This window comes from Mediterraneibacter flintii, assembly GCF_055387595.1.
In genome coordinates, this window is sequence record NZ_AP031405.1 from 2,346,831 (window position 1) to 2,363,086 (window position 16,256).

Below are 16,256 nucleotides of genomic sequence, written 5' to 3' on the forward strand. Positions count from 1 at the left end.
AAGAGCTGTGGCATTAAAATGTCACAGCTCTTTTTGTTTTAAAAAATCACTCTATTTTTTTCCTAGTATTACATCTATTTCTTCTTCTGTATATTCTCCGTTATTTTCCGGTATTTCAACAGTCAACGTCACTTTTTCTCCTTGTTCGTAATATTGCAGTTCATTTTTCAAGTTCTCCATACTGGTGACTGTCGTTCCATTAATTCCTGTAATAATACTTCCTTTTGTCAATCCTGCATCGGCTGCTCCGCCGCCTTTTGTCACCTCTGATACATAAACCCCGATCGGCATATTAAACTGCTGTGCATATTCCGATGTTACGTCAAATCCTTTGATACCGATTGCGCCCTGGTCATCTTCATCTACCTTTGTTTTTGTTTCCTGGTTCATCAGATCTGTAATAATATCTGAGACATCACTGATTGGAATGGCATACCCTACTCCCTCCACTGTCTCTCCTACTAATTTCGAAGAATTGATTCCAATTACCTCTCCGCTTGCATTGACAAGAGCTCCACCGCTGTTTCCCGGATTGATAGCTGCATCTGTCTGAATTAAGCTTACATCACTATCCGATGACTCTTCTGTCTGTCCGTTTGCCTGTGCACTGGAACGATCCGTCGCACTGATGACACCGGTCGTAACAGACTGCCCATATCCCAATGCATTTCCAATTGCGATAGCGGGTTCCCCAACTTTTAATTTTGTAGAATCTCCTAGCTTCGCAACAGATATTGCCTCCTTCGTATCATCTGATATAGATTTAAGTGGAACTGCAATTACCGCTAAATCATGGGCGGCATCTGTCCCTTTTAAGTCCGCCTCTACACTAGAATTGTCACGAAATGTAACTGTCAGAGTTTCACTCCCCTCTATCACATGATTGTTTGTTACGATCAGAAGCTCTGAATCATTTTGCGCAATGATAATCCCAGTCCCCGCACTTTCACTGTTTTGCTCATACACCCCGCCGAAAAAATCCTGTACCTGCTGTACACTCATATTTGTAATAGACACAATAGACGGCATCACCTGTTCCACAATCTCTGATACATCAGATGTAACAACACTGGACGTCTGTGTAAGAGAAGCATTATTTTTCACCTGTCCAGAGGAAGTACTCACGGATTTATCAGAAGACTGATTCCAGCCAAGTATTTTATTTCCCACAATATTGGCTGATATAAACGTAGCGCTGGAAACAAGCCCAAATAAAAGCGCAAGGCCCGTTACTGCGACTGCTTTCGGCATTTTCTTTTTTTTCTTTTTATTATCGCCGGACTGCTGGTTTCCTGGCTGTCCCTGCGGATTATAATAACTATATTGATTTTCCATAACAATTCCTTCCTTCTTCTATTTTATGCTCCTATCATAACCGCCTTTTGTGTCAAATCTGTGTTTAATTATTGAACTAACTCTGAAAAAGCCAAGAATGAGAACGCCGTTTTACAGCATTCTCATTCTTCATTTCCTATCAGAAATTATACTTCTTTATTCTACTGTCACTGATTTTGCCAGATTTCTTGGCTTATCTACATCGCATCCTCTTCCTACTGAAATATAATAGGAGAACAACTGAAGCGGTATAATTGCAAGAGAATTTGCAAAAAACTTATTTGTCTCTGGGATATAAATCACATAATCTGCTGCACGTTCTACTTCGTCGTTTCCCTCATTTGTCACTGCCAGTACAAACGCTCCGCGGGTGCTTACCTCCACCATATTGCTGATCATTTTTTTGTACAGCTCCTTCTGCGTCAGAACAGCCGCCACCAGCGTTCCCTCCTCAATCAGTGAAATCGTTCCGTGCTTTAACTCTCCTGCCGCATAGGCCTCTGAATGAATATAGGAAATTTCTTTTAATTTAAGAGACCCCTCCATAGAAATTGCGTAATCGATTCCACGCCCAATAAAAAACACTTCATGTGCCGCAAGATAACGATTTGCAAATTTCTGTATTTTCACTTTGTTATTCAGAAGCATTTCTACCTGCTCCGGAAGTCGTTTCAAGTCTTCAATATAACCATACACCTGCTCTTTAGACACAACACCCTTTACTTTACCAAATTTAATTGCCAGAAGGTACAACGCAATCAACTGACTGGAGTATGCTTTTGTAGTTGCAACGGCAATCTCCGGCCCTGCCCATGTATACATTACATTATCTGCTTCTCTGGCAATCGAGCTTCCCACAACATTGACAATTCCAAGAACCTTTGCCCCTCTTTCTTTTGACTCACGAAGCGCCGCAAGAGAATCTGCCGTCTCTCCTGACTGGCTGATAACAATCACCAGTGTTCCCTCTTCCATAATCGGATCCCGATACCTAAATTCAGAGGCCAAATCTACCTCTACAGGTATCCGCGCCATTCCTTCAAATACATATTTTCCAGTCACCCCTGCATGGTACGCGGAACCACAGGCAACAATCATAATTTTCCTGATTGCCTGAATCTCCTCATCCGTCATATTCAGCTCATCAATCACGATTTCACTGCCTTTGATCCGAGGTGAAAAAGTATCCGTAATTGCCTTTGGCTGTTCATACATTTCTTTTAACATGAAATGCTCGTATCCGCCTTTCTCAGCGGCGTCCACGTCCCAATCAATATGCGTGGATTCTTTCTCAATCTGTTCCTCATCTACATTGAAAAACTCCATTGCGTCTTTTTCCATACGCACAATCTCTTCATTTTCAATAAAATAGACATCTCGCGTGTATTTCAACACTGCCGGAACATCGGATGCGATGATACACCCACCTTTCGTATGTCCGACTATCAGTGGACTGTCCTTTCGTACAGCATACAGTTCATCTGGAAAATCTTTGAAAATAATTCCAAGTGCATAAGAACCTTCCATCCGGTGCATTACCTTTGTAATTGCACGCAGAGGATTACCATCATAATAATAATCTAACAGATGGGCAATGACCTCCGTATCTGTATCCGATATAAATTCATACCCTTTGCTGATTAGTTTTTTCTTTAGTTTCAGATAATTCTCTATAATTCCATTGTGTACTACAGCAATACTTTCCTTCTTATTCAAATGCGGATGGGCATTTGTATTAGAGGGTTCTCCGTGAGTCGCCCATCTTGTATGGCCGATTCCCATTTCTCCAGGAAGAGTTTCCCCATCATGTGTCAATTCCTCCAATACCTTCAGTCTGCCCTTTGCTTTTGTCATATTGATGCTGCTTCCATCAAACACTGCGATCCCTGCTGAATCATATCCCCTGTATTCTAATTTTGACAATCCATCCAACAGTATAGGCGCTGCCTGTCTGTCTCCAATGTATCCAACGATGCCACACATAAATATTTGCTCCCTTCGCATATATAATTTTCCGCTATGAGACATATTGTAACAAATTTTTTAATAATTGTAAATGAACAAAGTGGACAAGCACACTTCAACTTCCCTGCCCCTCACTCTTGATGGGCTTGTACACTTTGCGCGCCGCCGAAATACCGCAAAGCGGTAAAATTTCTTTATTGCGGCGTGCGCATCCCGCCCAGAGGGTTTATTGTATAGGGAATGAAGTTTCCTAATACAATAAAAAAGCAAAGCAGTTTCAACTCTGTTCCATAGCTTAAACTACTTTGCCTTTTATAAATATTAAGATTCTTTTACAAATCTATGAAATCTATATCATAGTCCTCGTCCTTACCAGAAGAAGCTTTATTCCTTCTTCCGGTTTTTACAGCGCCCTTTGCTCTGCTTCTGCCAGCAGGTTTTACTTCTTCCTCATAATCGTCATAAAGGTCATCTTCATCCTCATAATCGGCTTCCTCGTCGGCTTCTTCATATTCCTCGTCGTACTCTTCCTCATAATCGTCATATTCTTCCTCATAATCGTCATCGTACTCTTCATCCTCATAACCGACAAACTGTTTTCTGGATTTCGCTTTTTCCGGAAGCTTTTCCTGCGATTCCTCCTCCAGCGGAATATCATACTCCTCATATAAATCATCTAGCTCCTGATTCCGGTGGATTACCTTGATAGCCAGGACAATTACCAATATCAAAAGAAACAGCACCAATACAGCGCCTGCAACCATGGCGATCAGCAAATGCTCTGCAACAAAATTCTTTACTTTTCCAAGAAAAGAAGCATCTGTCTTTTCTTCTACTACTTCCGGCGCTTCGAAGTTCTGATATGTACCATCTTCCATATCATACTGGTACAACCCCTTAACTCCCGTCCTTGTATTCAATGCATAGATGATATAATATCTTTCATTTCCCGCCGCGTCGTTCCATGTAGGGAACGTCTGATCTAAAACAGTTAAATCCGTTTCCTGATAGGAATCTGGCAACGAAACCGCGTCTGGATCATTCAACAGAATAATCGAAGTTGTCTCCGATATCTCCATCTCTACATACGGCGCAAATGTTGCATCCTCTTCATTATAAAGGAAAAAGCTTCCTATTCCTGTACTGTCAACCAAGTACCCGAGATACACTCCCCCTTCACTGGTGACAAATTTTCTCTCTGCCCCATTAAATGTCAAAGTCGTCTCCGTGTATCCCTCTGGAATGTCTGTAGAAGTAAATGCCTCTGAAAAGCTATACTCGACTCCGTCTACAGTCACCTTTACATCTGTAGCCGCTGCAGTACCTGCTGTAGATGAAGCTTCTATTGATGTACTGCCGTCATCCGCCGCGTTGATTTTCACTGCGGAGGAGCCCTGTGACAGATTCAGGCTTTCATCTGAATATAAATAAGCTGTATATTCGTCTACATTAATTGTTGTATCTCCTGCTTTTAGCGCCCTGAATTCTATCGTCGTGCGCAGCTCTGTCTCGCTTCCCGTACCGCTGCCTGAAAACGTGAGCTTCCCAGAACCATCTGCCTGTACTCCTGTTCCGCTGACAAATTCCAAAGACGTCGCGTCATAACTCATTGTTACATCTGCGTCTCCGATCGCTGCGCCTCCTGTCTGTATCACTAAGTCCACACTTACGTTTTCCCCTACTTTTGTCTCAGGATCGGAAAACATCAGCGTACCATCTGCCGCAAATACTGTCAGAGACATTACCGGAAGGGCAAGACATACAGATAATAAAACAGCAGCTATTTTCTTCATTGCTTTCATGTAGAATTCCTCTCTTTTGTGTTTAATCTCTTTCATTATCTCTAGGTATGTATATACCAACTCTTTTATATCATACACTCTTTAAATAAAAATGTCCATAAGTATTCAGCTTTAGTCAATGGAATCCTCTTTCCGTTCCCTTCTTACCGATACAGCATTTATAGCTATCACAGCTATGATAATCAGCACTGCACTTCCCGCGCTGACGGCTCCTATTATTCCAAGTATGCCGCTGACATTCGAATCTTTCGTAACAGGCGCCTCTGCTTCCTCATATTGTACGCTGCTGTTTTTATTCTGTATTCCTGTGCCTTCCCGCTTTTCTGCCGAATCCTTACTTGTATTTCCAGTATTTGTCGCTTCGTTTCCTTTCTCTGCTATATCTGTACCAGATGCATCTGATTGCTCTGATGCACCAGACGCAGATGTATTCGGCTGTTCTGGCGTTCCCGAAGCAGGTGCTTGTGGTTTCTCTGAAGTATCTGACGTATGCCCCGCCCCGTTCTGAGGAGGCACTGTTCCTGAATCACCAGAAGTATCCAGGCCTCCCTCGGTTTCATCCCCAGAGACCTCCGCATTCTGTATTCCTTTCACAGTTGCAGCCTGGCTGCTCATCGTCAACAATACTTCGTCCGCTGTCAGCACTCGTGCTTCTGATATGCCTATTTTATGTTCTCCTGCCTTTAATACTTTAAATACAGCCTCCAACTCAACTGTACTTTCCGCCTGTTCTAAAGCCCCCTCCAGATTTGCTGCACCAACGCCTCCTCTTTGAGAATCGTCCGGTATAAACTCTAAGCTCTGCGGATCGTAGATAAGGCTTATAGAGTAGCTGCTGATAGCCGCCTTTTCACTGCTCACTTCCGCTTTCACAGTCACCGTATCTCCAACCTTTGCTTCGCCTCCGGTCAGCTCAATGTTTCCATTGATATTTTCATTTCCATTATTTCCCGTATTGGAATTATTTTCCTCTGTGCTTCCAGAATCTACACTGCCAGTTCCTTCTGTAATATCTGTATTCGTGCCCTCTCCTCCACTTTCTGGCGTTTGGTCTGTATCTGGCTTGGTCTGCTCTTCCTCTCTGACTGGTGTTTCATTTCCAGTTGGCTTCTGGCATACTTCCTCAGGCATATTTTCATATACTGGAATCTTAAATGTCAGATTTCCCGTTCGGAGAGCATCTGTGTATGCCTCTGACATAATACTACCCTCTGAAGCACTGCCTGCAACATTTGTCATATACTGGTGATTGTACAAATTGTCTCCCTGTACATTAAATTTCTTTAGATACAAGGTATCCTGGCCTTGATTCACATAGTTTTCTCCATAATGCTCTGCCCCGCCTATAATGGATTTTGTTCTTGTATCCCATGGACGATTATATGATACTGCATCCTGTCCACTTCCTTTTGCAAACCATAAGCCTCTTTCTACAGCAGACATGCTGTCTGTCTTATATGCTCCGATATTAAAATAATTATAGTATCCTTCGTATCCTTTTACCTTTCCGGAAATAGATGCACCGCTTCCATCTCTTCCCTGCTCCATAATGATCATAGAAGCCAGGACATATGGATTGACCCCCGAAACCTGCGCCGCCTGTATCAAAGCATCCGAATATAACTGTGTCTGACCCTCTTCATATGTTCCTGCAAGAAAAGTCCCTACAGTCATATTTTCAATCCCTTCTTTTGTCTCTGTCTGTGGATTATAGCTCTGCTTTAAAAACTGAAAAACATACGTTTCATCCAAAAAGTTTCTCGGATCCATATAATATTCTATAATCGCAGGAGACGCCGCGACCCATCCGCCGGTATCCAGCTCTGCCCATTCTCCTGTTTCCCAGTTATATACCTTTTCGTCTGTCGACTTCCATGAAGTAATACTGGAACCTGGCACAAGATTCTTACCGATAGTGCTCTCTGCGCTGACCACTTCCACCCATTCAAGCCCCGTATGCTGTGCCTCAAAAATCCAATTTGGGTAGCTGTCATGCAGCTTTCTTAATTCTGTTTTATAGCTTTCTGGAAATCCCTGCTCTGTCAGATAGGCTTCAAAATCTGTTGCACTGTACGGCTCTGCCTCCTGCATGGAATCCGCCGCTTTGACAGGTAGACTTAAAAGAGCATTGCTAAGTGCTACTGAAAAACACAGCAATGCGATAGAAACTCTCTTTTTCATTTCATCACCCCTATTATTCTTTTATTTACACTTCCCTTTTGCTTTTTACAAATCTCCCCACGATATTTGTATGTGAATTATAACCTATTTGACAGAAAAAAACAACCTTTTCCAATTGATTCCATTTTTCAGCACAGTATCTGCCTTAGCTGACGCAAAAACCAGGCAGTCCTTTTCAAAGTCCTGCCTGGTCTTTCTTTCAACTACTTCTATTGCCTATTGTCCTTCTACGCTGCCGCCCGTATCCGTGCCGCCGCCCGGAGTCTCACCGCCGCTGCCTGCATTTCCTGCGCCGCCTGTATCTCCTGTGCCGCCTGTCCCCTGCGATCCATCATCTACCGGTGGAGTTTCTGGGATAACAGGCTCGGTGGTTTCTGGTATCTCCTGTTCCGTATAATCCTGGGAACCACCATATGAATTGCCTCCTTCTGAATACGTCTGCTCCGTTTCTGATGCATTTGTTTCCGTACTCGAAGTACCAGAGCTTCCTGCCGTACTTACCGTATAAGCAATGTTCGCGCTCAATGTATTGACCGTCGACGACGGAGTATATCCTGTAGTACCAAATAAAAATTCATGTAGCTTTGATACGTTGCTTGCCAAATCCTGTGGAATAACAACACTTCCCAGCTCTGACAGTGTATCCGTCGTCAAATCCATTGGGAATCCTGTATTTCCAACTAATTTATAGTCCTTATATGCCTTCGCATAATTTAAAATCTCTGGCAGTGTAAAGCTGGTAGAAATCTGCGGAAATACTTCATCAATGATCGTATTGAGTGTTCCCAAATCTGTCTGTGTTGCCTTTTCTACAATTTTTTCAATTACAAGACGCTGCCGTTCTGTACGGGTAAAATCCCCGCCCTCTGTAGAACGAATTCTTGCATATGTAGTCGCCTGCGCTCCGTCTAAAACCATATGTCCACCATAGTCCAGGAAGTGAGCTTCCTTTCCGGCTGAATCGGCCGTTTCCTGCAGATACTCACTGATATAATAAGCCTCTTCATCCGTAACATCCATCTCCAGGCCGCCTAATAAATCAATCGCATCTGCGATTGCCCCAAAATCCACAGTTACATAATCCTGTATGTCCAAATCCAGGTTCATGTTCAGCATATTTACTGCCATCGTAGGCCCACCATAACTATATGCCGCATTACATTTCTGGTAGGTGCCCTCTGACAAATCCAAGAGTGTGTCCCTGTATATAGATGCCATCTTGATTTCTTTTGTCTCATTATTTAAACTGGCTACGATAATACAGTCTGTACGGTTTCCTTCTCCCAAGTTACCGTCCCGGGAATCTACCCCAAATAACGCAACATTTGTATATCCTTCTCCCAGGTCAATATTTTCCTGTACTTCTTTGTTGATAATCAAATCCTCTGCTTTAATTTCCTGCGTATCCACTTTGCTCCATTTTGCAGCAACATACGTTGCTGCTGTTGCCAGCAGGCAGACAAAAACCCCAACAAAACATACTAGAACCTTCTGCCATGTCCGCATCCTTGTGAACCAGTTTCCACGTTTCTTACGCGCAAGCTTTCTGCCGCGCCTTCTTACATTTTTTGACATAGAATTCCTCGCTTTGTAAATTTTATTTGTATTTTTCTTACTGTTTATACTCTATTTTTTACCTGTTTATCATAGTACAACAAAGGATAAAAAGATTCAACTATTTATTGAGAAATTCCTAAATTCTCCGAAAATTGAAAAAACGTCCAGCAAAACTTTGCGCCGAATATAAACAAAGTATATGCTTCCACTTCTATTCTTAATCAGTTATTTACTTTCACTTTCATTTATGATATAAAACAATTACGAAACTTAGAAAGTAGGTAAATCTGATGAATTTAGTATTGTTATTCTGTTCTTTTTTATTATCTATTTCCTCCGTAGTATCATGGAATGTTTATAAAACGTCACACCTCCTTGCCGGACATCTTTCTCTTACTCTACTGCTTATTATAGTACTTACTGTCCTATATGCCTTCATTCTTAAATTTTTCTATTGCCTTTTTCAGACCGTCCATAGCAAAATTTCCTGTAACTGTCGATTGAATGCTTTTCCTCTTTTTGCTCAAACAATCCCGTCTCTTCTTTTCTGCACCGGAATTCTTCTCCTGGCCTGGCTGCCTTATATGATTGCTTATTATCCAGGCACAAGCTTTGGCGATACCTCAACACAGATAGAGCTTTTCTTTGATTATCTAAACGGTACGAAAGATCTGCTGGATCATCATCCAATTTTTGATACCTTTGTATTTGGCAGCTTTATCTGGATTGGACAAACACTTTTCCACTCCGCAAATATTGGCTGTTTCCTTTTTATACTCATCCAATGCTTTCTTACAGCCCTGGCATTCTCAATGTCCTGTATTTTTATGAAACAGCATGGATTAAAAAATGCTCACTGTCTGATAGCACTCGTTTTTTTTGCATTTTATCCTCCCATACCTCAGTATGCGATCACTATGTTAAAAGACTCTTTGTACGCCTGGATTTATGTATTCTGGTTTCTTTTGTTTCTTGATTTTGTTATCACGAATGGGAGGAGTCTGCTGCAAAAGAAAAAACTGCTTCTGCTTTTTTTCTTAGCTCTGCTTAGTTCTCTCACCAAAAAAACAGGAGCCTATCTTCTTGTTTTTACGTGTGTTTTTCTTCTGTTCTTATACAAAAAATACTGGAAGCAGCTTGTTATTTCTTTTCTGCTGCCGGCAGTGATTGTACTTGTTCTCATGCCGCTATTTCTCTTCCCTGTCATATCCTGCCGCCCAGGAGGAAAACAAGAAACTCTTGGTATTTTATTCCAGCAGACAGCCAAATATGCTGTCGATCATCCAGAAGAAGTAACACCAAAGGAAAAAGAAGCAATCGATCCAATTCTGGATTATGATACTTTGGCTGAGCGTTATTTACTCACTGTACAAGATCCAGTAAAATTTCAAAATCCTCTTTATAGAGATTATTATGGAATTCAGAATATAGACCCTGATTTGTTTAAAAATTATCTAAAAACTTGGTTTTCCCAAGGATTAAAACACCCCGACACCTATCTGGAAGCTACACTTGGAACATGCTTAGGATATTTCTTTCCAGTAAATACGTTTGAGCTTTTTGACGAGCCTGGAAGCGGGCTGCATAATAAAATCATTTACCAGCCTTCTAGTTTATCCACTGTTCACTACTATTTTGTAAAAGCTTACAGCCTTTTAACAGAAATACCAATCACTTCTCTTTTCTTCCAGATAGTTATTTTTTCCTGGTGGATACCTGTAGCTGTATTCTGCTGGATGTTTTCACGCAATAAAAAAATGCTTCCTGTCTTGATCCCCGTTTTTGGAAGCATTGCCCTTTGTATCCTCTGCCCATGCACAATCGGCCGATATGTAATGCACCTGATGTATACAGCTCCTCTTTTATTCTGGGCACTTATATACCAAAAGCACGCTAAAGCCTTATAATATGATACTGGCTTACTGAAAAAAATATCTTTTTGTAAGCCGGTATCCTTTCTATTTCTTTTCCAGAAAAAGTTTTCTTGTCACAAAATTATATATCATAACAATTGCCGTAACGATAATTTTAGCTAACATATAAAACACACACAGCCCATCTACGAAAGCCCACATCAATATCTGATTCAATCCCAGTCCGATAAGGCTTAGAACTACAAACCACAAAAATTCTTTCTTTTTATCATTGGACTTATCAACATCAAATACCCATTTTACACTTAACATATAGTTATATATAACCGATACGGCAAAAGAAATCCCACTGGATGCTAAATAATGGATTCCCAAAAACTCCGTCAGGGCAATCATGATCCCATAATCTATTAAAAACGCACTTCCACCGACTACGCCAAATTTTAAAATCTGTGCCATCAATTTATTCATCTGTTCTCTCCATCTGATTTAACAGAATCTCATATAGCTGACGATGTTTTTTTACGATCACTGTAAGAATAATACCGCATACCCATAAAAGCATCCCCATTACCGCGATAATCCCAGATACAATCAATGTCGGAAACCGCAGCACCAAACCGGTATGCAGAAACTCTATTAATACTGGAATAAACAGAACTGCTGCGAGCAGCCACAGAACTACTGCGATACTAGAAAAAAATGCAAATGGCCTGTATTCTCTGAATAATGTGGCTATCGTAGATAACACCTTTATTCCGTCTGAAAACGTATTCAATTTTGATTCACTCCCATCCGGTCTGTCCCTATATAATACCGGTATTTCTTCTAACAGGAAATTTTTATCTACAGCATGAATTGTCATCTCTGTCTCTATCTCAAATCCTTTTGACAAAACCGGAAATGATTTTACGAACCTTCTGCTGAACGCTCTGTATCCAGTCATAATGTCCCTAACTTCATTGCCAAACAGTTTATTGATAAAAAAACGTACCATTTTGTTGCCCATATTATGAAACGGCCTTTTATTCTCTGTAAAATAAGTAGAAGATAATCTATCTCCAATTACCATGTCTACGCCTTTATCCAGTACTAGCTTTGCCATGTCTTTTGCATGTTCCGCCGGATATGTGTCATCCCCATCCGCCATAATATAACAGTCTGCTTCAATATCCCGAAACATACTGCGAATCACATTTCCCTTGCCCTGACGGTATTCATATCTCACAACTGCCCCTGCTTTTTTTGCTATTTCATCTGTATGATCTGAAGAATTATTGTCATATACATAGATAGTTGCCTCTGGAAGAGCTTCTTTAAAATCTTTTACTACCTTCTCAATTGTCATACTTTCATTATAACATGGTATCAACACTGCTATTTTTCTCATTTTTTCTCTCCTGTAAATTACTACATCCTATTACTATAAACAATGGCATCGTCGTTATCATTGCATAACTATACCGAAATTCCGCCTGTACTGGAGTTGCAATAAACAAAGATATAAGAATTGCCAGTACTGGTAAAAACGGTAGAATTGACTTGCCCTTCTTGATAGAAATTCCTGCCAGTACAAACAACATCCATGTATAAAATCCAATACTCCATAGAAGCCCCAAAACAGGAATATCTATATATATGTTTTCCCAAAATTCCATACTCTTCACAACACTATCCGGAAGTTTTGAATCGCGGAACATTCCCCAGTCATTTTCCTTTAGCATGGTAGTTGTCACCCAGTACTGTACATCTGGATACCAATATCCTTTTGTCTGGTCAATTTGTGCCTTAAGATAGGTAGAAGGATGTCTGACGCCAAGCTCCAGCCATAATTTAAAGTAGTCCCATTTATGCTTTTCTATATATTCTTGATCTCCGGTTTCTCTGACTAACGTTTTTATAGGATCCGAAATCGTAGGAAAATATACCTCTTTTATCTGGCTGACATCTACTGCCTTTTCCAAAAGCTCATACTGCTCCCGCGTAAGTTCCCCTCCGTCTACTATGACTCTGGCAATATGTTGTGCTGGAATAGACAATGATTCAATTCTATCTGGGGGCTCTACTTCGTAGTATTCTAAAACAGGTCCTTTATAAAATACAGTAAGCATTACTGTTGTTATACATATCGGAATTATAATTTTACGCTTTCTTTTAAAAAATAGAATAAAAAACGGTATACACAATAAATATGCATAATATCCGTTACTTCTTAATATACAAAGTAAAACTCCCGTTATACCAAATAAAACATAATCACCTGCTCCTTTTCCAGCTTCGCTTTTTCTAATTATTTTCCATATAGAAAGAGAAAACAAAAGCACTACAGCGCCAAGCAGCACATCCTTCCATAAAGTCACTGCATAGACTGCATTAAAAGGAATAACCGCAAAAAATAACAGACAACCAAAAATAAAATATTTATGCAGCTTTTCTTTGTAAAATGTCATTAAAAGATAGGCATAGCTGCCTGCCATCACGCACATCTGCGCTATAACACAGGCTGCAACCCCTGCATTAGGTGTATGAAAAAGAGAAAAACCTAAAGAATAAAACAGTCTGTGGAGCATTGTGTGTATCCACGGCTGGTGATTGCTGTAAGAACGTAATCCTATCGCCTGCGCCAGTTGCCACTCTGCATCATCTGTTATAATTCCCGGATAATAGGCAAGGAAATAGGGAAGCCAGCATAGAATACAAATACCAAAAACAGCAACTGCAAATATCCAAGGTCTTATTTTTAATTTCCTTTCCTCATACAGTTCAATCGCCAGCAGCTTATGAAAAAGCAGTCCTAAAATCTTATTTATCAGCATATACAGTCCACATACTGATATTATATACTGTAATATCTTTCCTACGCCGTTCATCTGATATGCTTCATAATTTCCTGCAACCCATAAAACAGAAAATCCAATAGACAATATAGAAACTATTTGCCTTTCTAGCCTATCCTGCTCATATACCTTTGTCTGTAAAAAGCAATATACTCCCACCAAAAGTATGACTGTGAAAATATTCGATGTCTGCAGCTGCAATGTCCAGATAACCGCGGCTGTGATTATGAGTAGTTGCATATAAATATTTTCAGTCGCTGTCTTTATCTTCCTCATAACCTTATCCCCTCTTTTACTTCTTCCCTAGTATTCCTTTTACCCGCATCAGTAATTCTTTAAATTCCTGCGGTTCCGCCAGATAGTTTACAGCTACAATTATGGCTACAGCTACGCTTCCCATACCTGCAGCGTAGAAAAACCAGGAAATAAAGGAGGTCATTTCCTGCGGAATGATGAAGATACCCAGACATATCAACGCTCCTACCGCAATCCCGTTCCTGAAAATACGAATAAACGACATTTTCCCGGAGCCTTTTATCAGATACTTATTGTTATATAGCACAATATCACATGACCGGTATCCATATGAGCACACTGCCCCTGCCAGTACCCCCGCCATTCCGAATTTCCAGACGAAAGACAAAGATACAACAAGGTGAATGATTGCCTCAAGGATTGCCTGTCGCCTCGTCTCTTTATAATGTCCTGCGGCACAGATGATCGTAAGCCCTGGAATTCTGACATTCTGCATCAATACAATGAGCGTAAATAAGGCGCCCAGTACCGGACGAACATACTCTACATCTTTTAAATTTATCGTGTATACCTTAATAAAGGGAAGAATCAACACTCCCATACATGCAATTACAATAAATAAAATCACCATATACATATATTCATAGCTAGAATAGCTTTTCTTTAATACCTCATCTTCCCCTTTGGCAATCACTTCCCCAAATCCGGCAGTCAGCCCATTAGAAAAGGAAGTCATCAACTGGTTTACCGCGTTTACCACCAGCATATAGGTTCCATAGACACTGACCTCAAGAAGCGATCTACTGCCAAGGCAGACTGTCAGTATGGCGGTATCCGTATTATTTACAATGATACTCACTACCTGATGCAAAAGTGCCGCATTCTTCTGCTTCAGTGCATTTTCCTTCGGCTCCGCATGGAAATCAAGCTGGGGGTATCTGCGTTTTGCATATGCCTTTACCAAAAGCAGACGAAGCATATACACACCTGTTGCAACTGCTTTTACAACCAGAACACTGGAACCCATATAAATCAGAAGAATAGAGACCACCATGTTTACGATAGTACCAGCCGACTGTATCAGCGCCACCACATACCCTTCCTGATTTGCTGTGAGTAATACTCTATACTTTCCCAGGAAAAAATAGTCTACAAGCGTACTTCCCGCCAATACAAGGATCATTCCTCTGACTAGTCCGTTATCTAACTGCTGTGATATTAAAAAAGGATATACATATACAAGAACAAGTACCAGACCCAAAAACAACATGCCGGAACGGTTATAGAACCGGCGTGATGCGGAAAGGATAGAATTTACTTCATCCGTCCTTTTTAAAGCCAGCGGATTATACAATGCTACAACTGTCGCTGTCCCTACTCCTGCTTCCGCCAATCCCAGATAGGTGAGAAACTGATTTACAGAGGTAATCATTCCATTGACACTGGAACCATAGGCTTCCAGAATAAATCTGGGCAGTATAATCCCCGACAAAAATACGATAACCTGCAACAGCAGATTCGCAGTCATATTTTTAAAAGCCAGTTTACTTCTCATGCGTTTTCCTTTCCTTTTCCTGCTTTTTCTGTATTGTCTCAAACACCATATCAACGATATCGCTATCGATAGTCTCATCAAATTTTCGTGCAAACAAATGTGGTGCATCTATCAGTTCTTGAAAATCTTCTTTTCTCCAGACATATGGCTGTCCCCGTTTCCAGTCAATCAGGCGTAAACAGGCAAAATAATCATCCTTCAAAGAAAACACATTTTTTCTGAAGGGAGAATTCCACACTAGCGTCTGTACAAAAAACTCATCACAACAGAGTGTTGCATGAAACATTTTATAAATGAGCCTTTCATTTTTTAAAATGTACTTTAACAATCCATGTGTTATACTCATCCAGTTTGCTCCAAGACAGCAGCACATGTTCCCATAATTCCGGCAGATTCCCAGTTTTCTCTGTAAGAATAAAGAGACTCTCTCTGCCTGATATAAGATACCTCTGTTCTCTCTGCCGATTTTTTCCTGCAAAAAGCGATACTGTTCATATTTATATGCAGATTCTTTCCAAAAGTCAGACGGACAGAAATACAAAAATTCCTTTCCCTCGTTCTGCTTAAAAAATGAATGTATCTGATCCTGTGTTTTTAACGGCAGATCAGCACCACTCAATAAATGATAATATACATAGTCCCCTTTTTTAGCAGCTTTAAAAAGGGACAGCTCACTTTTAATCTGGCTGTATCCACCCCATGTCTCCTTTACAGGGGGCACAAAATAAATATGGGATCGTACAGTACAGCTTTCTAGCTTTCTCTTGTCATATATAACATTCTTTCCTATATGGATATATATATCATTTCTTTCATCATCCAGCAGTATCAGCAGCTTTTCAAGCAATCCGAACTGATGATGTGCTTTGATTAGATACGCATGCTTTTTCATTTT

The 16,256-nt window shown here is 40.6% G+C and carries 11 protein-coding genes; 1 reads left to right on the forward strand and 10 read right to left on the reverse strand.

Annotated elements, in window-relative coordinates:
- Nucleotides 1-51: 51 nt before the first annotated feature.
- The 5 genes from ACZ5C4_RS11205 to ACZ5C4_RS11225 all read right to left on the reverse strand — a co-directional run bounded on the left by ACZ5C4_RS11205 (nt 52) and on the right by ACZ5C4_RS11225 (nt 8,858).
- Entirely contained in the window at nt 52-1,335 is a 1,284-nt protein-coding gene (locus ACZ5C4_RS11205; RefSeq protein WP_464521062.1) for a S1C family serine protease, read from the reverse strand.
- A 156-nt stretch (nt 1,336-1,491) separates the two neighbouring features.
- Complete coding sequence (gene glmS / locus ACZ5C4_RS11210; protein ID WP_464521063.1) at nt 1,492-3,318, reverse strand: glutamine--fructose-6-phosphate transaminase (isomerizing); 1,827 nt, start codon at nt 3,316-3,318, stop codon at nt 1,492-1,494.
- Nucleotides 3,319-3,632: 314 nt separating this feature from the next.
- Nucleotides 3,633-5,102 carry a cohesin domain-containing protein gene (locus ACZ5C4_RS11215; protein WP_464521064.1) on the reverse strand — a complete coding sequence of 490 codons (1,470 nt, stop codon included), beginning with the start codon at nt 5,100-5,102 and terminating at the stop codon, nt 3,633-3,635.
- Nucleotides 5,103-5,213: 111 nt separating this feature from the next.
- A complete protein-coding gene (locus tag ACZ5C4_RS11220) occupies nt 5,214-7,283 on the reverse strand; it encodes a hypothetical protein (RefSeq protein ID WP_464521065.1) in 2,070 nt (689 codons plus the stop codon).
- A 216-nt stretch (nt 7,284-7,499) separates the two neighbouring features.
- A complete protein-coding gene (locus tag ACZ5C4_RS11225) occupies nt 7,500-8,858 on the reverse strand; it encodes an LCP family protein (RefSeq protein ID WP_464521066.1) in 1,359 nt (452 codons plus the stop codon).
- Nucleotides 8,859-9,424: 566 nt separating this feature from the next.
- On the opposite strand from ACZ5C4_RS11225, the gene ACZ5C4_RS11230 reads away from it, so the two are divergent.
- Nucleotides 9,425-10,747 (forward strand): DUF6020 family protein, encoded by a 1,323-nt coding sequence (locus ACZ5C4_RS11230; RefSeq protein ID WP_464521067.1) that lies wholly within the window; start codon nt 9,425-9,427, stop codon nt 10,745-10,747.
- 51 nt (nt 10,748-10,798) lie between these two features.
- Here the strand turns inward: ACZ5C4_RS11230 and ACZ5C4_RS11235 are convergent, their stop codons facing one another.
- Genes ACZ5C4_RS11235 through ACZ5C4_RS11255 form a run of 5 tightly spaced genes read right to left on the reverse strand, consistent with a single transcriptional unit; the run spans nt 10,799 to nt 16,253 of the window.
- A complete protein-coding gene (locus ACZ5C4_RS11235) occupies nt 10,799-11,185 on the reverse strand; it encodes a GtrA family protein (protein WP_464521068.1) in 387 nt (128 codons plus the stop codon).
- Nucleotides 11,178-12,104, reverse strand: coding sequence for a glycosyltransferase family 2 protein (locus ACZ5C4_RS11240; RefSeq protein ID WP_464521069.1), 927 nt, complete (start codon nt 12,102-12,104; stop codon nt 11,178-11,180). The genes ACZ5C4_RS11235 and ACZ5C4_RS11240 overlap by 8 nt, the downstream gene beginning before the upstream one ends.
- On the reverse strand, nt 12,070-13,827 hold the full coding sequence (locus ACZ5C4_RS11245) for a DUF6020 family protein (protein WP_464521070.1): 1,758 nt from the start codon (nt 13,825-13,827) through the stop codon (nt 12,070-12,072). Before ACZ5C4_RS11245 ends, ACZ5C4_RS11240 begins: the two co-directional genes overlap by 35 nt.
- Before the next feature lie 16 nt (nt 13,828-13,843).
- A complete protein-coding gene (locus tag ACZ5C4_RS11250) occupies nt 13,844-15,361 on the reverse strand; it encodes a lipopolysaccharide biosynthesis protein (protein ID WP_464521071.1) in 1,518 nt (505 codons plus the stop codon).
- Complete coding sequence (locus ACZ5C4_RS11255; RefSeq protein ID WP_464521072.1) at nt 15,351-16,253, reverse strand: beta-1,6-N-acetylglucosaminyltransferase; 903 nt, start codon at nt 16,251-16,253, stop codon at nt 15,351-15,353. Before ACZ5C4_RS11255 ends, ACZ5C4_RS11250 begins: the two co-directional genes overlap by 11 nt.
- Nucleotides 16,254-16,256 lie beyond the last annotated feature (3 nt).